24 protein-coding genes are annotated in these 21,307 nt (G+C 41.1%); 12 read left to right on the plus strand and 12 right to left on the minus strand.

The genetic code is table 11. The features are described 5' to 3' along the window. Positions 1-22: 22 nt before the first annotated feature. The 3 genes from AC570I_RS18270 to AC570I_RS18280 are packed head-to-tail and all read left to right on the plus strand — an operon-like array spanning position 23 to position 3,057. Positions 23-1,378 (plus strand): lipopolysaccharide biosynthesis protein, encoded by a 1,356-nt coding sequence (locus AC570I_RS18270; RefSeq protein WP_497406610.1) that lies wholly within the window; start codon positions 23-25, stop codon positions 1,376-1,378. Positions 1,379-1,399: 21 nt separating this feature from the next. Next, positions 1,400-2,254: a glycosyltransferase family 2 protein gene (locus tag AC570I_RS18275; protein WP_497406611.1), complete on the plus strand. Its 855-nt coding sequence runs from the start codon at positions 1,400-1,402 to the stop codon at positions 2,252-2,254. 20 nt (positions 2,255-2,274) lie between these two features. After that, a complete protein-coding gene (locus tag AC570I_RS18280) occupies positions 2,275-3,057 on the plus strand; it encodes a glycosyltransferase (protein WP_497406612.1) in 783 nt (260 codons plus the stop codon). A gap of 55 nt (positions 3,058-3,112) precedes the next feature. Here AC570I_RS18280 and AC570I_RS18285 read toward each other — a convergent pair whose 3' ends face one another. From AC570I_RS18285 to AC570I_RS18335, 11 genes are all read right to left on the minus strand, one after another. Further along, on the minus strand, positions 3,113-4,294 hold the full coding sequence (locus AC570I_RS18285; protein ID WP_497406613.1) for a glycosyltransferase: 1,182 nt from the start codon (positions 4,292-4,294) through the stop codon (positions 3,113-3,115). Between the two features lie 3 nt (positions 4,295-4,297). Then, entirely contained in the window at positions 4,298-5,476 is a 1,179-nt protein-coding gene (locus AC570I_RS18290; protein WP_497406614.1) for a glycosyltransferase, read from the minus strand. A 99-nt stretch (positions 5,477-5,575) separates the two neighbouring features. Beyond that, a complete protein-coding gene (locus tag AC570I_RS18295; RefSeq protein WP_497406615.1) occupies positions 5,576-6,838 on the minus strand; it encodes an O-antigen ligase family protein in 1,263 nt (420 codons plus the stop codon). A gap of 30 nt (positions 6,839-6,868) precedes the next feature. After that, positions 6,869-8,998 carry an exopolysaccharide transport family protein gene (locus AC570I_RS18300; RefSeq protein WP_497406616.1) on the minus strand — a complete coding sequence of 710 codons (2,130 nt, stop codon included), beginning with the start codon at positions 8,996-8,998 and terminating at the stop codon, positions 6,869-6,871. An 8-nt stretch (positions 8,999-9,006) separates the two neighbouring features. Further along, positions 9,007-9,687 (minus strand): TolC family protein, encoded by a 681-nt coding sequence (locus AC570I_RS18305; protein WP_497406617.1) that lies wholly within the window; start codon positions 9,685-9,687, stop codon positions 9,007-9,009. A gap of 25 nt (positions 9,688-9,712) precedes the next feature. After that, positions 9,713-10,786, minus strand: coding sequence for a sugar transferase (locus AC570I_RS18310; protein ID WP_497406618.1), 1,074 nt, complete (start codon positions 10,784-10,786; stop codon positions 9,713-9,715). Then, positions 10,786-11,190 (minus strand): response regulator, encoded by a 405-nt coding sequence (locus tag AC570I_RS18315; protein WP_497406619.1) that lies wholly within the window; start codon positions 11,188-11,190, stop codon positions 10,786-10,788. Before AC570I_RS18315 ends, AC570I_RS18310 begins: the two co-directional genes overlap by 1 nt. Before the next feature lie 115 nt (positions 11,191-11,305). Beyond that, complete coding sequence (locus AC570I_RS18320; RefSeq protein WP_497406620.1) at positions 11,306-11,842, minus strand: serine O-acetyltransferase; 537 nt, start codon at positions 11,840-11,842, stop codon at positions 11,306-11,308. Between the two features lie 202 nt (positions 11,843-12,044). After that, positions 12,045-13,646 (minus strand): hypothetical protein, encoded by a 1,602-nt coding sequence (locus AC570I_RS18325; RefSeq protein ID WP_497406621.1) that lies wholly within the window; start codon positions 13,644-13,646, stop codon positions 12,045-12,047. 153 nt (positions 13,647-13,799) lie between these two features. Beyond that, a complete protein-coding gene (locus AC570I_RS18330) occupies positions 13,800-13,991 on the minus strand; it encodes a hypothetical protein (RefSeq protein ID WP_047797928.1) in 192 nt (63 codons plus the stop codon). Positions 13,992-14,087: 96 nt separating this feature from the next. Beyond that, positions 14,088-14,723: a response regulator transcription factor gene (locus tag AC570I_RS18335; RefSeq protein ID WP_047797929.1), complete on the minus strand. Its 636-nt coding sequence runs from the start codon at positions 14,721-14,723 to the stop codon at positions 14,088-14,090. Between the two features lie 529 nt (positions 14,724-15,252). Here AC570I_RS18335 and AC570I_RS18340 point away from each other — a divergent pair. From AC570I_RS18340 to AC570I_RS18360, 5 genes are all read left to right on the plus strand, one after another. Then, a complete protein-coding gene (locus AC570I_RS18340; protein WP_497406622.1) occupies positions 15,253-15,888 on the plus strand; it encodes a sensor histidine kinase in 636 nt (211 codons plus the stop codon). Positions 15,889-16,267: 379 nt separating this feature from the next. After that, the gene (locus AC570I_RS18345; RefSeq protein WP_047798065.1) at positions 16,268-16,465 is read left to right on the plus strand and encodes a helix-turn-helix transcriptional regulator; all 198 of its coding nucleotides are present in this window, start codon (positions 16,268-16,270) and stop codon (positions 16,463-16,465) included. Positions 16,466-16,694: 229 nt separating this feature from the next. After that, positions 16,695-17,147, plus strand: a complete 453-nt coding sequence (locus tag AC570I_RS18350; RefSeq protein ID WP_497406623.1) for a hypothetical protein — start codon at positions 16,695-16,697, stop codon at positions 17,145-17,147. Between the two features lie 28 nt (positions 17,148-17,175). Further along, positions 17,176-17,664: an SRPBCC family protein gene (locus tag AC570I_RS18355; RefSeq protein WP_497406624.1), complete on the plus strand. Its 489-nt coding sequence runs from the start codon at positions 17,176-17,178 to the stop codon at positions 17,662-17,664. Between the two features lie 4 nt (positions 17,665-17,668). Then, a complete protein-coding gene (locus AC570I_RS18360) occupies positions 17,669-18,037 on the plus strand; it encodes a carboxypeptidase-like regulatory domain-containing protein (RefSeq protein WP_497406625.1) in 369 nt (122 codons plus the stop codon). A 46-nt stretch (positions 18,038-18,083) separates the two neighbouring features. Here the strand turns inward: AC570I_RS18360 and AC570I_RS18365 are convergent, their stop codons facing one another. Beyond that, entirely contained in the window at positions 18,084-18,917 is an 834-nt protein-coding gene (locus AC570I_RS18365) for a hypothetical protein (RefSeq protein ID WP_497406626.1), read from the minus strand. A gap of 178 nt (positions 18,918-19,095) precedes the next feature. On the opposite strand from AC570I_RS18365, the gene AC570I_RS18370 reads away from it, so the two are divergent. The 4 genes from AC570I_RS18370 (at position 19,096) to AC570I_RS18385 (ending at position 21,259) form a co-directional block, all read left to right on the plus strand. Then, on the plus strand, positions 19,096-19,482 hold the full coding sequence (locus AC570I_RS18370; RefSeq protein ID WP_497406627.1) for a hypothetical protein: 387 nt from the start codon (positions 19,096-19,098) through the stop codon (positions 19,480-19,482). Between the two features lie 99 nt (positions 19,483-19,581). Beyond that, positions 19,582-20,163 carry a Crp/Fnr family transcriptional regulator gene (locus tag AC570I_RS18375; protein ID WP_497406628.1) on the plus strand — a complete coding sequence of 194 codons (582 nt, stop codon included), beginning with the start codon at positions 19,582-19,584 and terminating at the stop codon, positions 20,161-20,163. Between the two features lie 206 nt (positions 20,164-20,369). Further along, on the plus strand, positions 20,370-20,801 hold the full coding sequence (locus AC570I_RS18380; RefSeq protein WP_497406629.1) for a MauE/DoxX family redox-associated membrane protein: 432 nt from the start codon (positions 20,370-20,372) through the stop codon (positions 20,799-20,801). A 113-nt stretch (positions 20,802-20,914) separates the two neighbouring features. Then, complete coding sequence (locus AC570I_RS18385; protein WP_497406630.1) at positions 20,915-21,259, plus strand: hypothetical protein; 345 nt, start codon at positions 20,915-20,917, stop codon at positions 21,257-21,259. Positions 21,260-21,307 lie beyond the last annotated feature (48 nt).

Consider the following 21,307-nt stretch of genomic DNA (forward strand, 5'->3'; position numbering starts at 1 on the left):
AAGAACGAATAATCCCCGTTAGATGAAGATTTTATCCAAGCTTAAGAACATACATTTTCTGTCATTGATGGGTACGGGAGGCATGTCGGTATTAACCTTTCTGTTAACCGCTATTCTTTATCGTTCTTTGTCCATTAAAGAAATAGGCATCTGGTTCTTTTTTCAGTCTATGCTTTCCTTTCTTGATACCTTTCGCCAGGGTTTCTTATCTACCGCATTTGTTAAGTTTTATGCCGGTGCCTCACCCGAGCGGGGCCGCGAAGTAATTGGTTCAACCTGGTACATTGCTACGGCCACCACCGTTATCCTTTTATTGCTCAGCATTCCGCTTCTGTTTATTGTTTATCTGATCAAGGACGAAAGCCTGGTCTTTTTTGCAAAATTCTATGCCTTTAATCTAATGGCATCATTACCGATGATCGTGACGATGTGCATTGCACAGGGCGATTTAAAGTTCGGCCGCTTGTTGTATATCCGCGTATTCCAGGTAAGCTTTCTCATTTTGTGCGTAGGCTTTCTCATTTTTACCAGGCAAAATAACCTCGTCAACTTAATGTACATTAATATTGCAGCCAGCGCCATCACAAGCATTTTCTGCATGCTGCTGGGCTGGTCGGGCATCCGGTTCTTCTCGCATCGCACAAAAGAAAGTACAAAGGAAATTTTCAATTTTGGTAAATACACGGTAGGCACTTCAATAAGTTCCAGCCTTTTCGGCGTTACCGATACCTTCGTGATTAACTTCATGCTGGGTCCTTCGGCCCTTGCCGTATACAACCTGGGCCGTAGGCTAATGGAGGTAGTCGAAATACCCCTGCGCAGCTTTGTAGCAACAGCCATGCCTGCACTGTCAAGCGCCTTCAATCAGGGCAATAAGGAAAAACTTATTTCAACAATGGGTAAATACATTGGTATCATCACCATTGGTCTCATTCCTTTCCTAATTGGCACCTACATCTTCGCAGGCTACGCTTTAGCCATTATTGGTGGTGGCAAGTACAATGGTACCGAAGCCGGATCCATAGCGGTGAATATATTCAGGATCAGTGCAACAATTGCACTGCTTTACCCGGCCGACAGATTCATGAGTGTAACTCTTGATGCCATTCACAAGCCTCAGATCAATTTATATAAGGTCATCATTATGGTGATCATCAATGTAGCCACCGATTTCGGAGGGATTTATTTCTTTGGAAACATATATGGATTGGTAGCAGGTACATTTATTCCGATTCTTGTGGGAACCATCATTTCCTATTACCACATTAGCAGAGGCTATAAGCGCTTTTCAATTGTGGAAAGCTATACCAATAGTTTCCTGGAAATTAAAAGATTTGTCTTCAACGGATTTAAACCCGATAAAAAATTATCTCATTAAAAGCTAAAAATCATGACAACCATGTTCAGCATACCATCCTGGGTTCAGCAATACAAATTTGACTACACTAAAGTAGCAGAGGTACCCGATCAGATATTCAACGATATTAATGCAAAGCTTGATACGCTGACCAAAGGCGAGCCCGATGTGAGCATCGTCATCGGCGCATGGAACGAGGAAATCAATATACTAAAGAATGTCGCCAGCCTGGCTGATCTAAAATCCAGGTATAGCATCGAAATTATTGTCATCAACAACAATTCTACCGATGGTACGCAAACCACGTTAGATAAGCTTAACATCCGCAACTACTTTCAGCCCATTCAAGGCTGGGGGCCTGCACGGCAAATGGGGCTTGAACAATCCAGAGGGAAATACATCCTCCTGGCCGATGCCGACTGCGTTTACCCCGCCTGCTGGGTGGATGATATGCTCGAATCACTCTCACAGGATAATGTTTCCTGTGTATACGGTCGCTACTCGTTCATCCCTGAAAAAGGATATCCCCGCTGGAAACTTTATATGCTCGAAAGAATGAAAGATGTAATCTCGGAACTCCGTCACCTGAAACGTCCTTACCTTAATGCCTATGGCATTAGCATGGGCTATGTAAAAGCATACGGACTCGAAATTGGTCACATCATGACCCGTTTTAGAGGGGATGATGGTAAAATGGCTTTCGACCTGATGAAATACGGCCGGGTGAAACAGGTTAAAGGAGATAAAGCAAGGGCATGGACTGCTCCCCGCACATTACAGCGCGATGGCAGTTATTCAAAAGCCCTATGGAACAGGTTAAAGATCGAATCTGCCAAGTCGCTCTCTTTTTTAACAGCAATGAAGCCACATGACACTAAAAATGTTCCGGGCGAATAATTAGATATTAACAAAGCGATATGGTATTTTTTCCTCAGGTTTCATTACTCATTACCCATTACAACAGAAGTCATTCTTTACAGAACCTGTTGCAAAGATTCCGGCAATTGAACTGTGTATTCGGCCAGATAGTGGTTTCCGATGACGGAAGCAAGGCCGAACACGCAAAAAACCTTCTTGAACTTCAGAAAGAATATGGATTTCTGCTGGTAACAGCACCTACGAACCGCGGTCTGGGCAACAACCTCAATAAAGGCCAGGATGCCGTTAATAAGCCATTTACGCTTTATATTCAGGAAGACTTCGAGCCAGCTGATCTGTTTCCCACCGCTTTTGCTGAAGCGTTGGTCATCATGGAAAACAGAACTGAACTCGACATCGTTAAGTTCTATGCCTATTACCCATATGCCTATTTAAAGTCGTACAATGAAAATTTTGATGAAATGTATGTGCCGGCTTTAGCCGCAGATTACAGGAAAATCTATTTTTATACCGATCACCCTCATTTACGTCGCTCGGCTTTCTTCACCAAATTCGGCCGCTATCCCGAAGGCATCAAAGGCGACGCAACAGAGTACAGCATGTGCATATCCTTCCTGCAGCACAAAGGAAAAGGTTTATTCTATAAAGATTTTGCTAACCTCCTCTCACAGAAAAACTCAGCTGAAGAGCCAAGTACCATGCAGAGGGAAAACTGGAAACAACGTAACGGGCTCCTGATCAACATGATCCGCTATGTGTACAGACAAATTAAATATAATTTCGATATTGTAACTCAAAAGCCCCTGAAGCAAATGCCATAAACGCCGGACTAAATCCGGCGTTTTTTTCCTTCATTCCCTCTTTCTTCCTTGCCTCTTAAACGCCTATTGATTCGTAAATCTCCTTTACCGAGCGTTCCCAGCTATGTGATCTGGCAAAAGCTTTTCTTCTTGCTATAAGTTCAGCATTGTTGTTTGATAACAACTGGTGTATGCCATCAATATATTCTTTTAACGAACCGGCCAGGCTAACATAATGCTTAAATGCCTGCATCGACTTTGTGGCCGTTGCAATTGTCGGCTTGCCCAATACCAGGTATTCATCAATCTTTCGAGGATAATTACCTATTGTCAAATCATTTACCACCTGCGGATTAAAGCATACATCGAAGCTGTCAATATATACCGGTAAATCAGTTACAGGCTTTGGACCGGTAAAGTGTACATTCTGCAGCTGATGTAATTCGCTGTTTAGGAAATCTTCATCTTCAGGTCCAACCAGCACGATGTTCCACTCAGGTTTGGCTTTGGCAATTGCACCAATTAAACTGATATCCAGGCGTGCAGAGGTAAGTACACCAACATAACCAATTACGGGTCCAACAAAATCTCCCTTTATTTTATCCTTTTTACTGTTCAGATATTCATCAAAAAGTTCAAAGTCGCATCCCTGCCCAACATAAAAAGCATTAGGATTATAGGTAGCGCAATAATCTTTAAGAAATTCCGAATTCGCTACGCAGATATTGCTTTTAGCAATTAGCTTGGGTTCCAAGCTAGTGCCATGCCTCTCGTAATAGGTGGTCGCAATCATATTATCCCTCGAATAATACACAGAGAAAGCTGGCTTCAGAAAATCAATAAGATAAAAACTCCTGAAAATATCACTGTCATTAAACAGAATCACATCTTCGAAACCAAGTGCGTCTATCGTAGGCTTAATGGCCCGATAAAACCGCTGGTTATTCAGGCGGTTAAAAACGTTAAATAAAGTGTCGAAGGGCAGCCAGTTAATTGATTCAATTAAGCAATCCGGATAAAGCGTATACAGGTTATTGTTAATCTGCTGTAGCCCCTTCTGTTTGCCGGCAATCACATCTAAACGCATTTTTACCCCGGCGTTATTCGAACGCCTGATTTTAGTAATCCGGTCAAGTGGCGGATTGATATAAAGAACACGGTTGTGTTTTGAAAACTCCACTGCAATATTTTTGCAATTGCTACCAATCTCGGTATCCCAGGCTTGTTGCCCTACGATAATAATATTTCGATTTTTCAAACCTTAGCTTTTAGCCTCACCTTTTAATGAGGGAATGACGTGTACGGTAGCTACTGATCGTTTATTCGCATTTCTGATTTTTAGAAGCGAACACACCTGCAGATACATAAATGCGGGAATATTTAACAAGGAACGGAATATTTTCTGATCAGCTTTACCATGGCGTAAGCCAATATAAAAACCAGTTACAAACAACAATAAAGCTCCAAACCAGGTAATGGCCATATTACTGCCCATCAATATATTTGCAGCGAAGCAAATTACGGAGAGCAAAATAAAAATAAATAATGGTGGTCTCACCAATATAGTACCAAACAATATCTGGTTCCAGCTCAACGTTTTAAACCCTTTAATCAGTACTGATAGTCCAAGTCCGAAATATTTAAACCAGGTATTAATCCATCTTGAACGTTGATGAACCAACTGCGTAGAATTAGCGGTCTTTTCATCATATACTATAGCCTGGGGTGCAAATGCTATCCTCTTATTCATTCCCACTATTTTGGCTTGAAGTACCTTATCAAAACCTGCGCCTTCTAAATCATAATTTTTAAAACAGTCCAGATATAACGAAGTTTTAAAAGCCATGCCCGAACCCGCAAGTGTGGCAGATGAGCCCAGTTTGAACAATAATTCCCCGTCGAAAAAATGATAGTAGTAGTCTCGTGCGGCATCCATCGCTGCGATAGCTGTATCATAAGATTTTGCTTTGCGCACCCCCTGTACCGCTTCATAACCACGTTCAAACAAAACATTCATTTCGTTTAGGTATTCCGGGTCAGTCAGGTTATCGCTATCAATGATCGTAATCAGCTCGTGCTCACGAATAAAATGGGCTATCGCGTATAGATGAGATCGGGTGTTACTCGCCAGCACCTGTTCAGGGCGCAATACCACTACCCGGTCATCATCAAATGAAAGTCCCGATACATCGCAATTATCTGCCACCACATATATGGTATAGTGCTGATAATTTAAAGATAACAGGGATTGTACCACTGCAGGCAATAAATCAACCTGTTGATAAGCCGTCACAATGATCCCGTAATCATAGTCTTTCGAAACTCTCCGGGATTCTTTTGCAGCAGGCACCAGGAGGTAAACTACATAAAGTAAAATGGGCAATACCAGATTATATCCGATAAGGAATTGGAAAATCAGCCATAGGTAATGTATGATCATGGTTTATCTTCTTTTATTTTGTGAGCAGTGTAAGCCTTGTAAAACGCAAGACCAAAAAACAAAATCCCGGGAATTATAAATATCTCAAATGGCATGGTATTAAATTAAAATGGGTCGGGCAACAGCCTTTTCCATTAGTTTATGTTGATGAACAAATACCCACGACAGGTAAACCACTATTGAAGTGGGCATCAGGTTAATTACCTCATTTCCGTAACTGCAAAATAATATACCTGCCGCACCCGCAGTAAGGGCAATCAGCTTGGTTTTTAAAATCTTATTTTCAATGTTCCAAACCATCCCGCAACAACTCCCGATAATATACATCATTACACTGAACCAGATGGTTAAACCCACCACCCCGTACATCATCCACACCTTCACAAAATAACTGTCGGGTGGCACGGTAGACAGGTATTTATCCGCATTATAAAGTTTCCCGTAATAGCCTGTAACCCCCGGCCCTGCACCAAATGGTAAATCGGCCATGTAAGCTTTGATATTTTGCTGGTTGATGAAACGCACATTCAGCGAAGCATCTTCAGGGTTTAATGCCGACCTCAACCGGTAAATCTGGTAATTGCTATCGCCCAGGTGTGTAAATTTCAAAATGGCCAGTAAACCTAAAACCAGCATACCACCCACAAAAAGCGCTTTAAAGTTTTTACTTAGGATAATTGCTACTAAACAGCCAATCACAATGGCAAACAAAGCTCCCCTTGTTCCGGAGATCAGCATACCATATATATTGATAAAGCCACATAAACCCAGCAATATCCGTTTCCAAGGTTTAATAGGCGCTAGGGCAAACATCAGCGCCATTAAGCCAATATGTGCCTGTGAGGCACCAAATTGTCCGGCATCACTATAAAACGAGAATACCCTTAACCTGCCCCATAACAGGTGGGTACTGGCGTTTTCCTCAAGAAATACCTGTTCCCCTTTCGATAATCCAAAATGAAGCTGCTTAAAACCGTTGATGGTGGCCAGCGTAGAAAGTCCGATGATCAGAATAATGAAGATATCCAGTTCCCTCTCCGACTTAAAAGTGAGTAAACCCAGCATCACAATCATAAAGGGATAAACTGCCGTGCTCCTGATTTCATTGATCCAACCGGCTAAACTTGTTCCCGGATTAAAACCCTCAAGTAAGCTTACCCCAAGCCAGATGAGCAACGCATAAAAAATACCTGTGTGCAGCCTCTCCCAGTTTTCTTTTTTGCTGGTAATTAATGTGCAGATGAAAATTACCACCAGCACACAGTCAATAAAAAGCCCCACCGGCAAACCACCGATTTCTCTTGATATAATGAAGAAGAGAAAGCAATAGGCTATTAAAAAATAAAACAAAAATCGTTGCATCGGCGCGTTTGTAAATCTTTGTAGATGCGGTTAAACAACTTTATTCAAAATCCATCCTAAAAAGCCTGGCTGTTCTTTAATGTATCTTACCAGGCCTTGCTCCTGATCACTGATACTGGTGTTATGCTCAAAAACAGCGATGTTCTTTTCGGTAAATAAAAGCCACTCTTTCGAAATATTTACATCAGCCAGGCTGTTGATATCAATAATGATATAATCAAACTCTTTCTTTAAAACATCAAATCCATTTCTCAGGCTCACCACATTCTGAATCTCCAGTAGTGAATTTCTTTCACTGCTTTTATTCATAACCGTGATCAAATCTTCGGTGTGGAACTCCTTTTTTACCAGAAACGAATGAAAACTCTGACTGGTCACTAAACCGGTTTCATCGCTCAGCTGTTTCGATTGCTCGTCTGCAATCAGCAGCACTTTCTTTCCCGTTAAGGCAAAGGCGTAAGCCAGACTGTAAGCGATAAATGTTTTACCAGCTTTAGCCTTTAAACTCGTTATTCCCAGAATCTTACTCTGGTCTAGCTCCATTTGATTAAATATTTCAAACCTCAGCGAACGAATTTGTTCTTTGTAAACTGTGAACTTATCATTGTCACTTTTGTCGTTCCAGATATCGCGGGGATTCACTTCCTTATTGCCGATGCTGTTCAAGCTTCCTATCGCAACAGATTGTGTAGCGGCTTCAAGTTGCTTAGCATTGGTAATGGATGTGTTGGCAACCACCAGCAAAAAGATAAAGCCAAGGCAAAGCGAAAGCGAACCAATTCCTGAACCGGCAACATATAGAACCTTTTTAGAAGGTTTCGGATTGCCGGGTAAACCAACCTGTTCAATCTTGAGGTTCAAACCCAGCTTCTGGTCTGTTTTAGCCAGATTGAATCGATCCAATGCAGCCATATAGTCTTTAGTCGCAAGTTCAGCATCTCTTTCATAATTTTGAATATCGGCATCAAAAGGTACCATCCCGCTGTAACGCGAGCGCAGCACCGAAAGTTCCGAATCAATGGAGCGGATACTGCTTCGAGCCTGTTGCAAGGCAATTTCCAGTGCCAGCTTTTGTTGTACCAGGTCTTGTTTCGAAGAAGCCGTGTTAATCACATTCTCGTCTGCGTTTACAGCACTTCTCGAACTTAAAATCCGGTTAAGCGAATCTATCCTGCGTTGGTCTGAAGGTTTAAATCCGCCATCAATAAAAGCATTATTTGCCAGTTGCAAACGTCTTTTCAGGTCAATAATTTCCCGGTTGTCGGCACGGCTGCTGCCATTGATGTATTTATCACTGCCCCTCAGTTTGCTTTCGATGGTGGCAATAGCACCACCGTTCGATTGAATTACCCGCATGGCTTCCGCACGTTGCGATTCATAGAGCGAAATCTGATTATAAACCGTAGCCGATTGCTCTGTCAGGTTTAAAACGCCTTTGGTTTTCCTGAACTTCGAAAGCTGTTCGTTTTTCAGGTCCATTTGTGTTTTCTTGCCCTGTAACAAAGAATCCAGAATTCGGGCAGAAGAATTCTGGTTAAGGGTAACATCCGTACTATAGTTACTGATAAACTCCGAAGACAAGGTATTCACCACATAAGCGCTTAATACCGGACTTTCAGATAAATATTTAACCGTAATCAAATCACTATTCCCAGAATGAGAAACATCCAGGTGTTTATTCAGGTCCTCTTCCGAGTAGCCCATTGTTTCCGCTATGGTATAAAACGGATATTTCCCTTTATCGTCATCAAGTGTCAGCACTGCTTTGGAAGCTAGCCTGGCTTTAAAAAAATCCAATACCTGTTGCCTTTCGGTTTGGCTCCAGTTTTCTACCAGCTCCGGATAGGGTTTAAAGCTCGTCTTCTGATTTTCCAGATCATGAATAATGAGCTTGTAGGTCAGGATATCCATCATCTTCTTCATGGTGAATTTCTCCACCAGGTTCGAAAACTGCTGATTGGTAGTAAACCAGTCCACGGTTTCATTGCTGATCACTTTTTTAGAAGGATCCAGTAAACCAGTCGATACCTGCGCTTCAGATTCATATTGTTTTGGTAAACGATTTACCAAAAAGAAAGTAATCACAATAACTGCTACGGGAATCCCGATGATCAGCCATTTATTGCGATTGGCATGTTGTAAAAATGATTTAAAATCCATGTGTATCTCTATTTACCTTCCTGTATCTTTTGCCCTATAATCTCTTCCAGCATTGCTTTTGCTTTGAGGTAGTTGGTTTCGGTTTGTATCTTAAGTGTAAGCACCTCTGCCTGTTCAATTCTCGATTGGTTATAAATATCGAGTGTAACGCTGCTCCGTTCAAACTTACTTCTCAGGCTTTCCGCAACACCTTTGCTGTCAACCGCACGCTGGGTAACCACCTTCAGCTGGGTTTTCTGTTCCAGGTAATCATAATAGCGTCTTTTTACTTCGGTAGTCAGCTGATAGTCAAAGTCAAGTTCCTGCAACTGTGCAACCTTGTATTCTGCTTTAGCTTTCTTCACCATAAAAGGTTTCTGTAGCAGTGTCCCGATATTGATATTGATACCAGCCTGTAAACCATTAACATTATATGGATTCACCAGGTCTACAGCCGATTTCCCTTCCGGACGGTAAATGTATGACACGTTAAAGATGTCGAGGTACGATACCTGTGCCATAGGTACTCCCGCTTTGGCACTCTCAGTAAGTGCCTGCTGCACTTTACGTTTGCTATAGTTCTGTTTCGCCAGGGCGATATAGGTTTCTATATCTGAAGCATTAACCTCAGTCAGCATCGATTCTTGTGCATAAGCGCCTGTAAACGAAAGCAACATCAAAAAAGTGGTAATCTTAAATAGGTATCTCATTTTTAAAAAATTAATCGGTCTTGTATTACACATCTTCTTTTTGAATCAGTGCCGGTATGGTTTTTAGAATTATTTTAAAGTCCAGGAAAATAGAATAGTGGTTTGCGTAGTAATTATCAAGCTCCTTACGTTCACTTTCCGACATGTCTTTTTTACCTCTGCGGCTAATCTGCCACAATCCGGTAAGTCCGGCCGGGCCATTAAAGCGTGTAGACCATTTATTGGTGGTCAGCTGTTCTGCCTCATAAAGCGGCAATGGCCGGTTTCCTACCAGCGACATGTCGCCAGTCAGCACATTAATCAGCTGTGGAAGCTCGTCTATGCTGGTTTTCCGTAAAATCTTGCCTACCCGGGTAATCCGGGGGTCGTTAGAAAATTTAACAAAAGCCGACTTTCCGTTTTTATTGCCTTCGTTGGCATATTGATTCAGGTCGGCAAGTTGTTGCACCATCTGATCAGCATCACTCCGCATCGATCTGAATTTGTAGAAATCAAAAATCCGGTAGCCTGCGCCCACCCTTTTGCTTTTGTAAACCACCGAACCTTTCGATTCCAGCTTAATCAGTATGGCAACCGCCACAAACAAAGGCGAAAGGATCAGTAACGCTATCGAAGAAGCCACAATGTCAAATACCCTTTTGCTCACAGGCATCCGGTACGTATCTTTCATTTCCGCTTCCAGTTGAAGGATGTTCGGTTTAACAGACCTGAATTTCACCAGGAAGCCAATTCTCGATACAAAATCTGCAGTAGGAAAAGGATAAATATAGTAATCGTTTACTTTGAGCTCCAATGATCTGCGCCTGTAGGCGGCATTATCTTCAGTTCCGATCAGGATGATAATTAAACGCTTTAGTACCGGGTGATTTCTGATAAGCATTACTTTTTCAAAGCACTTTCCCTCATCATCCACTTCAATCATCATCACATCAGGCAGACTTAAAAAGGTTTGATGAGCGATGTATACATCAAAATCTGCGATAAATTGTAAATGTTTAAAGTGTTCACCAATATATACCGGCATTACACTGGATAGGATGTTTCCTGAATAGACCGCTTTTACATTGGTAAGCTGCAGGTCGCTGAAAGTGTTTAACATTAGGCAATTAAACTATTGATCTGGTTCTTCAATAGCGTCGGGTTAAAAGGTTTTTCCATATAGCTGTCAACCTTAAAAGTCATTTCTTTCACTTTCTCCTCCAGGTTTTCCTCTCCCGATAATAACATCACCGGCGTATTGCGGTATAAGCCACTCATTTTTAAAATCTGGATAAACAAGCTCCCGTCAAAATAAGGCATTCTTAAACTTGAGATAACGAGGTCCGGATCGTTCCCTTCCTCCAGCCAGCTCAACGCGTCAATACCATTGGTTTTTATCGTTAACCGGTATTCCGACGATAAAATAAAATTCAGCAGTTTACCTAAGTTTAAACCACCATCCACAATTAAAATGTGCTTCTTGCTGGCTTTCTTTTTGATGCTGTTGAGTAGGAGTCTTTTCATAAATTTATACTTAAAAGTTGTAGACAAACAGATGCATATTCCACATCATATACCACTTTTCTAAATCTCTGTAAAGGTCTAATTTGAAGCCTCAGCCAACAATAGCCCGATAGGGCTAAACTGGAAAACTATACTTTTTTTTTAATACCACAGCTGGGTTGCCAACCATCACCGAATTATCATCCACATCTTTTGTAATCACCGATCCCGCACCAATAATCACATTGTTGCCAATCCTGATATCCCCTATAATCACTACATTTACACCAATATCCACATTATCGCCAATCACGGGCGAAGCACTGGGAGTACCATGTTCTGTAATTTTACAACTGATATTGGTGAGCTGACGCAGGTTGCAATTGGTGCCGATTACCGTTCTGCTGCCGATAACCGTACCAAAGCCATATTGAATTTTCAGGCCCTTGCCAATCTTGGCACTCGAGTTTATACCTACATTCATTACCCATCCAATTAAGAATTTATAAATCAGCAGGTACCAGAAAAACAGATATCTCAAGACTTTATGCCGGTAAATCAAAGAAGATAACCTGAACAATATCATAATCATTCTCGATTTGAAATTGCCTTTATTATCCTCCCAGTCTTGAAAAATCCCATCCGAGAGTAACTTGCCTCTCAGTTTAATCATCGCTTTTTTTGGTCATATTTTCATTGAAACTATTTCTTACCTGCCTCCATAATCACTTACAGGAAAAGGTTCGATATTTCAACAAAACTATTGTAAAAAACAGCGATTTTCAATAGCCCTTAACTACCAACAAAAAACGACTAAACCGGTGATAATATCGACTTTACGACCCAATTGAGCATCGTTTTGGATCATAAACAAACTATTTTGCAGCTACAAAAACGGGGGTTTCCGTAACGGTGATTTGTATCTTGCCGTTTTGTGTATCCACCACCCTGCTGCTCATTTCAGCTTGTCCGGTTGCCGGGGTGTAAATAACAGCCTGTGTAGCACTGCCTAAATTGAGTTCGTACGTGGCCGTTCTCGCTGTTTGGTCAGGTATAGAAAGGACATACATCTTTTTCCCGTTAAGAGCGTACACATCAACGTTGGGATCATTGCTGAGGCTGCTCTGATAAAAATATTCACCTAAAAGTTTATTGGCTTGGAGAAAGTAGTCGGCCGAAGGTCTTTTACTGCGGTCGGGATTAACAAACCCTGATGAAGTATATTGCGTCCAGCTGTTTACATCCACATTCTCCAGCATATAGAAAATACACTTAGAAATACCACTTCTGGCGTATAAAAGGGCGGTACGAAGGTTCCAGTCGGCCTGGGTTACCTGCGAGCTTTTGTTGCCAATGGCTATCGCCCGTTGCGGCGTATGCTCACCAACATCGTAGCCGGTTTCTGTTACCCAAACCGGAATGTTGGCTGCTTTGCTTTTTGATAAGGAAGAAAATTTATCTGCTACAGTTCTAAGGTTTGAAAGTTCGGGCGCTACGCCTCTGGTTGCAGTGGCATAAACTGTAGTTGCATCATTAGCATACAGATGATAATTGATCACATCAAAACAAAGGTCTATCTGTCCGTTCGCTTTCCTCCCCCTGTTTGCAGCGCACCAGCTAATCAATTTTTCTACGTATTCAGGATTTGGATCAGCCAGTCCGCCCATTACCACAATCATATTCGGGTCGGCATTCTTTACGCCAACACCTTTACCCAGACGTCCCTGATCACCATCATAAAATGCCGATAGGTTGGCAGCATATTCTTCTGCAGTCTGTTTTGTGCCCTCACCTTTCCACCACTTGTCCCTTTCATTATCACACTCTATATAATTTACGGTACCCAAACCAATCTTTTTTGTATTCCTGGGGTCGCCTGTCCAGCGGATGCTTGGATCGATCAGCAACAATGTGGTATCTACGTTTTTGTTGGTGCCGTATCTCGCCGCAAGCTGAAAAGCAGCACGGGCTTGTTTAATATAGCTCAAGGGTTTAGAACGATCCAGACCATATGGGGCGGGTACATTTTCTGCATCCCTCAAGTTTGCCGGGTAAGAATTTAGCAACCACGAGGGGCAGGTTTTTAAATCTACCAGCACATACTTACCCGCGTTTTTCATGGTTTGATAAATGAGGTCGTAATCCCAGCCACCATTGTGTGCGGGGCTATAAGAAAATGCACCTTCAACTGGCTCTATGCGTTCCCAGTCGAGGTAATGTCGCATTCCGCTAAAAGACTTAATGGTTTCAAGTCGCGAAGGGTCAATCTGCTCATGTGCCGATTCCGAGGCCAGGTCCCATTCAAAGGCATTAATACCAAGATATTCCTTAAAGGCAACACCTGAGCCTGATGTCTCGGTCAGAGACAGTGTTTTGTCCGGAGAAAAAGTTTCAGAATCGGTAGCGATAGTTCGCTTACATCCGTTTGAAAATAGCGTAAGTGCTACGCATGAAAATACGATGATTGATGAAGACATTTTAAGCATAACGGGAGGATTTGGTGCAAAGCTACCCAATTCCTCGCCTAATTAACTATATATCAGAAGAATAAATCGAAATCCAGTATAATTACTTGCTTTCTAGTAGTTCTTCCATTGTAATTCTGCAAAAACATAAAAAAGCAGTGCAGATTACACGGCTTTACTCATGATGAAAATGGTTTGCTTCGTATCCAGGTGAAAACTGAATTCAACAATGCCATCTTTTGCTTTTTTAATTACTTTAACCACTTTTCCATGCGATTGATAATCATCAATCACCTCGTCTCCAACTTTTACTTTTTCTAACTTAAATACTGGTGTGCTGTGTGCTAGCTTAATCATGAGATGAGTTTCGTTATATAGGTAAAACAATAGACGTGAAAATTCCGTAATCAGTTCAGGATACTGCCAAACTTGATATCCGGAAATGTGAGTGGTTTAGTTGTAATGGTATTGCTTAAATTTATTCAGCGCTTCAATTTTATTCTGAACATGCAAACGCTTGTAGATATTCTTGCAGTGATTTTTAACCGTATTCGGACTGATCAGCAGTAAGTCTGAAATCTCTTTATACAAGAGTCCTTTACTGAGCAGCGATAATACTTCAAGTTCCCGATCGCTTAAACCCAGGTCCTTACTGCGGTCTTTCTGTGGTTTTTGATGTAAAAGGCCGATTACTTTACGTGCAATAAACGGACTCATCGGCGACCCACCTTGGTGCAAGTCTAACAGTGCGTCATGAATTTCTTCAGTCGATGAACCTTTGATGATGTAGCCCGACGCACCAGCCTGTAGTGCACTAAAAATCTTTTCATCATTTTGAAAACCTGTACACATCAAAAACTGGGTATTCCATTGATTTAGCCTGCTTTCCAGGATTACATCGATACCTGACTTATTTTTAAGTTTAATGTCAACAATAACAATATCCGGTAGATCTTTCGGTAAAAACTCAATGGCCTCTTCGGCAGATGCATGTACACCTTTAATACGGAAGTTTTTGCTTTCCTGTATGGCGCTCACAAGGCTGTTTCGGTAATAGTCGTGATCTTCGATAATGGAAACTGAAATCATAAATAATTGAGGTTAATGTTTAAATTTTATTACATTCGTACATCAACACAACTTTGATACTATCCCTTATAACATGTGCAGTCAAGTAGAACCTAAACTACCTGAAACCCAATTATATCGGTGGCCTAAAATTAGCCTAAGAAGGATGACGACAATCCAGGTTTTAAATGGATCGATACAAACGTACACAACATTTAATAAACAACAAGGTTTAGTTATGTCCTTTTATATCAATGGTATACACATATATACAACCTATTTGAAATACTATAAAGCATTACAAAAAAGCATAAAGAATCTATACTTAAAGTATATATTTACATTATTCAATCGTATTATTAATACTACTCATTTATCTTATAGTGTCTAATATTTTATCTAACGCAAACTTACCTCTATGATACTTCAGACCAAGATCACGATTTTACACAATCTTAATTTGACTGTGACAGGGCTGATTTTAATTCTCGGTTTTGTCTTCTTTTTTTTCATTTTCAAGTATTATAAAAGTGGCAAGTTCTACGAAAAAATGTTCATCAAGCAGGGAAAAATTATCAGTCAGGAGCGCACAAGAATCAGCAGCGAGATCCATGATGAGATCGGTTCGGGTCTAACGGCAATCAAATTATATACTGAACATGCCAGTAAAACACGTCCAGATGTCAGGGAGATTCAACACATCAAAGTGATGATCGATGAGATTTCCCAAAAGATCAATGAAATCGTCTGGAGCACCAATACGGAGAATGATGAGCTGGACAACCTCGTCTATTTCATTGAAGATCAGACACGTCAACTATTTAAGCATACAGAAATTCGTTTCCATTCCGAAATAGATCAGAACATCCCCGATCTGCATATCAGCAATCAAAGCAAACGAGAGTGTTACCTTTTAATCAAGGAGATAGCGCATAATGCACTGAAGCATGCGAAGGCTACCAGCATTAAACTTTTATTCAATTTTGATAACGAACATATGATCATCAGCTTCCGCGATGACGGTACCGGGTTCGATATCGGAAATAGCAAAGGGAAAGGCATGGGACTTGAAAACATTAGGCTTCGGGCCGAAAGATTAAAAGGAACCATGATCATGGAACAATATAAAGGAACGATGATCAGTGTGAAAATACCGCTCAAACCTAATCTTGCTCCAAAAATGTAAAGCTCAGCCTGAAATACGTAAAGCAAAGATTACAAATACCGGTAAACGAAAAAAGCTCCCATTGCTGGAAGCTTTTTTCTGCCTGAATGTTATCAGCATTCAGGCCTGTCTTTAGATCTATTCCATCCAGAATACATCATCCCGTTGTTAAATTAGCGCTCCTAATTTGACATCCAAATGTACCCTATCTAAAACCGTCTAACGATAGCCCTTTCGTACTAATGGCACAATATTTATGGCTTAGATATGTTTAAGAATCGTCTAAATCACTAATTTCATGTTTTGTAGTATTTATTCTAGTTATTAATCATAAAACAATATCAAAAAAACGAGGTTCTAATAGGCAATGGAAAATAATGATCCCTTCATCCCAACTATAATGGGATTAAACGAAAAAGAGAATTACATACTTGAATTAATAGCAGAAGGACTTACAAGCGAAGAGATTGCAGAAAAGCTAGAAATCACTTCGAGAAATGTCCAGACCTATAAAAAGCACATGCTCAACAAAACTAAAACCCGCAACATGGCTTCCATGGTAGCATTCGGCTTTAAATACGGCCTGCTAAAGTTATAATCTAAAACCAGGAGATGGATGTCATCAAAAGCATCCATCTCACCCCCCAGTTAGCCGCTCCTTTCGGGTGCCTCAATCCTCTCCCTTGCGCATTACACTCAACATCTTATTTGACCTTCCATACCTTAAATGGTGAACAAACATAGCGCAAACATCTCATTGTTTAAGTCCCTTACCATGCCTTTTGTGCAAGCAATTTTTTTCTTAACTTTAACCATCTAACCTAATCATGATGAAAAAATCCTTCTTAATCCTCCTGCTCCTGGCAACCTTTGCCTGCAAAAAGAAATCCGACGATTCGACAACAGCAACCCTTAGCGGTAAATGGTCTACGGGTGGCTACGACATCATCCTCTACAACAGCTCTGGTGCAGTAGTCAGACATTCGGTGGCCGATGCCATTAAATCGTTTTGGAACTTTACCGACACCGAAATCCAGTTCTCGAATATTGCCAACAGCCAGACTTCTACCTCAACATACCGCGTAAAACAATCCAGCAAAGGTCGCCAGCTCATCATCGATAATGCCGGCATCACTGGCAATACCACCTGGCGAATCGAGACTGAAACCGCGAATCAGATGCAAATTTCCGCTGAAATTACAGATAAAGCTTCGCTTCGTTACGGCAACAATCAGGTCGCAGCAGTAGGAAAACAATTCATATACCTGTCAAAAGAATAAACATTACTTTACCCATTGAACCACCACTATGAGCCAACCCACCACATTCACCATTGATAAAAATACCGTAAACGTTAAGCGTGTATTCGAAGCACCTGTAGATACCTTATGGAAAGCCTGGACCACCGCCGAAATCCTCGATCAATGGTGGGGACCAAAACCTTACCGTGCCGAAACGAAATCGCTCGACTTTAGCGAAGGCGGAACCTGGTTTTATGCTATGGTAAGCCCCGAAAATGAAAAGCATTTTAGCAAATCCACTTTTCAGCAAATCGATCCCGAAAAAGCATTCACAGCAAGCGATACCTTCTGCGATGAACACGGCACGCCTAGCAATCAGTTCCCCGGCTCCCGGTGGACAGTATCCTTCACACCAGAAAACAACCGTACGCTTATCGACATCAACATCGTCCACGAAAACGAAGCCGAAGTAAAGCAAATCTTAGAGATGGGTTTCAAAGAAGGCTTTACTATTGGATTAAATCAGTTGGAAGAATATTTAGAGGGCAATTTGTAGTATCATGAAATACCTTGCAACCCTCTTACTTTCTGCTACCCTACTTATCTCATCTTGTACTGTAAATAAAAACTATACCATCCAACGATACAAAACCGATCACCCTGCAATAATCATAACAGGTGCAGTATACGATAAAAAAACAAAGAAGAAAATGCCAGCCGTACGGATCATGTCATTAATAGATTCAATGAAAGTAAATACAGATAATGACGGAAACTATACTTTAAAATCAACAGTAGGAAGCCAAAAGCTCAAGGCAATATGGGTTGGTTACTACGATGTAAACACTAAGAAAATTATGCTGAACAGAGGCGATTCGTTAATGATCGATTTTTATATGAAAGAGGATAACAGGCCGCTGATTGATTAATGATACCATTTATAATGGAACTTAAAAGTGTCAAGTGGTTCACCCCCTACTCCTCACCCTCATACCAATTCTTAAAATCCTTTACATTGCGTTGTACAACAATCCCCGGATTTTTGGCCATCGGCTCATGAAAATATACGATCAACCTAAGTGAGGTGTGCTCTTCATAATGACTAATTAATTCCCGGTGAACAATATGCCCCTTATTAATTTGAAAATAAAACTCCGGTGGCAACTCCTCAATGGTTTCCCTTAAACTTTTGCTCCAGCCGTCATATTTACCATTAAACAAAATCACATAATTAGCTTTCCCCTCGCTGAAGAACATCGCTGGTACCGTGGGGCCGGTCAATGGCAGCGGTGGCGGCTTATGGTTGGGTAGCTTTTTTCTCCTTGGCATCTTAATCGCTGCAAAATCTGCAATTACATAATACAGGTTAACGATCAGCAGGAAACAGATGACCATGGGGAAATCATAAACGAAATACCCCTGTGCCCGTGTAGAGGTTTCCAGTAGCAAAAAGTATATTTCAGCAAGGAGTATCGCAGCAACAGTATGTACCAACGGATATATAACACCTTGCCACAGCAATCTCGCCTTAAAATTCTGTCTCCATGATAATTTTTCGTTCACAGAATAAGTTGTGTAATGAATCAACTCACTCAAACATGCGGCAATACAAAAACTCCCAGCTTCAGCAATAAGAAACCTCCGTGGATGAAGGCTGATTTCATGTATACTTTCCCCAAGAACAGTAATACAAGATCCGGTGAGAAAACTTAAAAACAGGCGTACCACACGCGAAGGGTAGTAAGATCCTGTACTGATGAAAATCCAGCCGGAAATCCTTTCATATAACGCATTCCAAAAACTAACCATATTAGGAGCAAAAACAATAAACCAGCCAAATGGAAAACCAATTCTCAAAACAGCTAATCAGTTATCCGAATTTTATATATCACTTATCCCTATATCCTTTTAAACATTTGGAAAGGGTCTTTTTCATTTTTTATGTTTGTAACTATAAGATATTACTAAAATTTTAATCACATTTACTATGGAAAAATTTCCACTAAACAACCATGGTTTTGGGGCATTTCAGTCCCAAGTTTATAAAAAGTCCGATCAGGAACTCGAAGAAGAATACATTTCAATCCACGGCAATTTCCCAGACTGGATGAATTCCAATTTTATCCTGAACCAGCAACAACTGGCGCATCTAAAATCCCTAAAGCCACAGCTCCTTGCTGAGCTTTCTTCCCAAACCGCAATTGCAATCCGGGGCCGTTTAAAGATTTCACTCATCAAGCCAGAAGTGGTTGAGGTAAAATCTTACGACAGCAAGTTTGTCATCCCGGTAAGCAAAGTGCGCGAACTGGTTAGTGACGATGATACTTATGAAGCCGAAGGAGAATTAATTATCGAAATAGGCTACCAAAAATAATCCCCCTGTTGTTGTTCGAAGTTCGGGTGTCCATTCGGCTGAAAATCACATCCCAGATGAGCGAATACATCATCACGAGGTACAAAATAATTGTAAAATATGGATAAACTCCAGCCATTCTTTCGTTACCTTTATCAATTCAAAACCATTCCTAATGAAATGGTTGAGTTCCTGCGCGCCTCTATACGAATACACCACTATCCAAAAAATCACGAACTCATCAAAATAGGCCAATATCACACCGGTCTCTTCTACATATTATCCGGATCCGCACGCGTATGTACCATAAGTGATGGCGAAGAAATTGTAGAAAAAACATTTTGGTTCTGGCATCCAAATGAAATTATTATCCCATTCGATATAATGGATCGTGATCACCCCACAACTACTAAAGTTGTATTAAACGAATCATCCACCTTATTGAGCTTGCCTTTGGTACACCTAAACGAATTACACCGGTTGTTTACCGAATACACACCCCTCGCCTCCAGTATATTGCAGCAAGTAATCGTTAACCTTTCCAATCACATCCAAAACCTAAGTCAGTTAAGTGCCGAAGAACGATATAACCATCTCCTTGCCACACACCCATATCTGCTAAACATTATCCATCTCAAATACATCGCCTCCTTCCTGGGCATGTCACTCAACACCCTCAACCACATCCGCGCCATCCGGTAAAAATACCGAAGGCATCCCCCCTTTTTAGCTTTTAATCTTAAATGCCCTCACATTCCTTATATGGTAAAAAAATAATGCCGAAGGTATCCCTACCTTGTTTTAAACCAATAAAAAGGCAGTCCCAACCACCACATTCCCTTAAAACAACTGCCTTTTGGATTCACCCAAACGCCCCTACCCATCCTACCTTAGTACTAACAAAACCAATGAAAAAATTACCTTACATATTGACCATAACCACCATGCTACAAGCCATGTTTGCCTATGCCGCCATATCGAAATGGATGGACTTTAGCCGCTTTCGTGCAGCCATGTTGATCCAGCCAATTCCTGATCAGCTTGCACGCATACTCGTTTACGCTTTACCTCCGATCGAAATCGTAATTGTATTGCTACTGTTCAAGCCATTTACAAAATACGGCTTATGGCTAGCCGCACTCACCATGTTAGCTTTCACACTATATGTGGGTTTCGGAATAGCTGGCATCCTGGGTCACATGCCTTGCAGTTGTGGTGGTATTATAGAAAACATGCCGCTAGGTATGCATCTGGTATTTAATCTGATTTTCTTGATACTTCCGATAGTGGGCATATACATTTATTTAAAAGAAAAAAGAAAGGAGGTACAACAGAAATAAAACACTAACAGGCTCAACAAAACCAGGTTTTGGTTGAGTAGAGAAATGAGGCTATGAAGCAGGTAAGTTAATCTACCCTTCAATAGCAAACTTTAATTTAAATTGTAAGAAAGATGAGAAATTACATCTTCGGCTTAACAGCCATCGTAATCGCATTTGCAGCAAGTGCGTTTACCGTTAACACGAAAGTGTTAACCAGGGCAGAAAACAACAAACTGTCCATTCAAAACTGGTACTTCAATCCAGGCGAATCATTATCGAACGCCAAGTTGGAGGCCTCTTACGGCACCGTAGCACCAGAAAGCTGTGATAACGAAAAAGAGGTACCTTGTCGCATTAGCTTCGAAGCTAATGATTATTTAATTCCTACAACAAATACTCCATTACAAAATTATTTGGATGCACACGCAAACGTAATGGCTGTATTAAATGACGCAAAGCAAGTTCGTAGTGAATAAGGTAAGGCTGAAACCGAAATAGGCTGCCCAAAAATTGGTGCAGCCTAT

The organism is Pedobacter sp. A2324 (genome assembly GCF_059693705.1).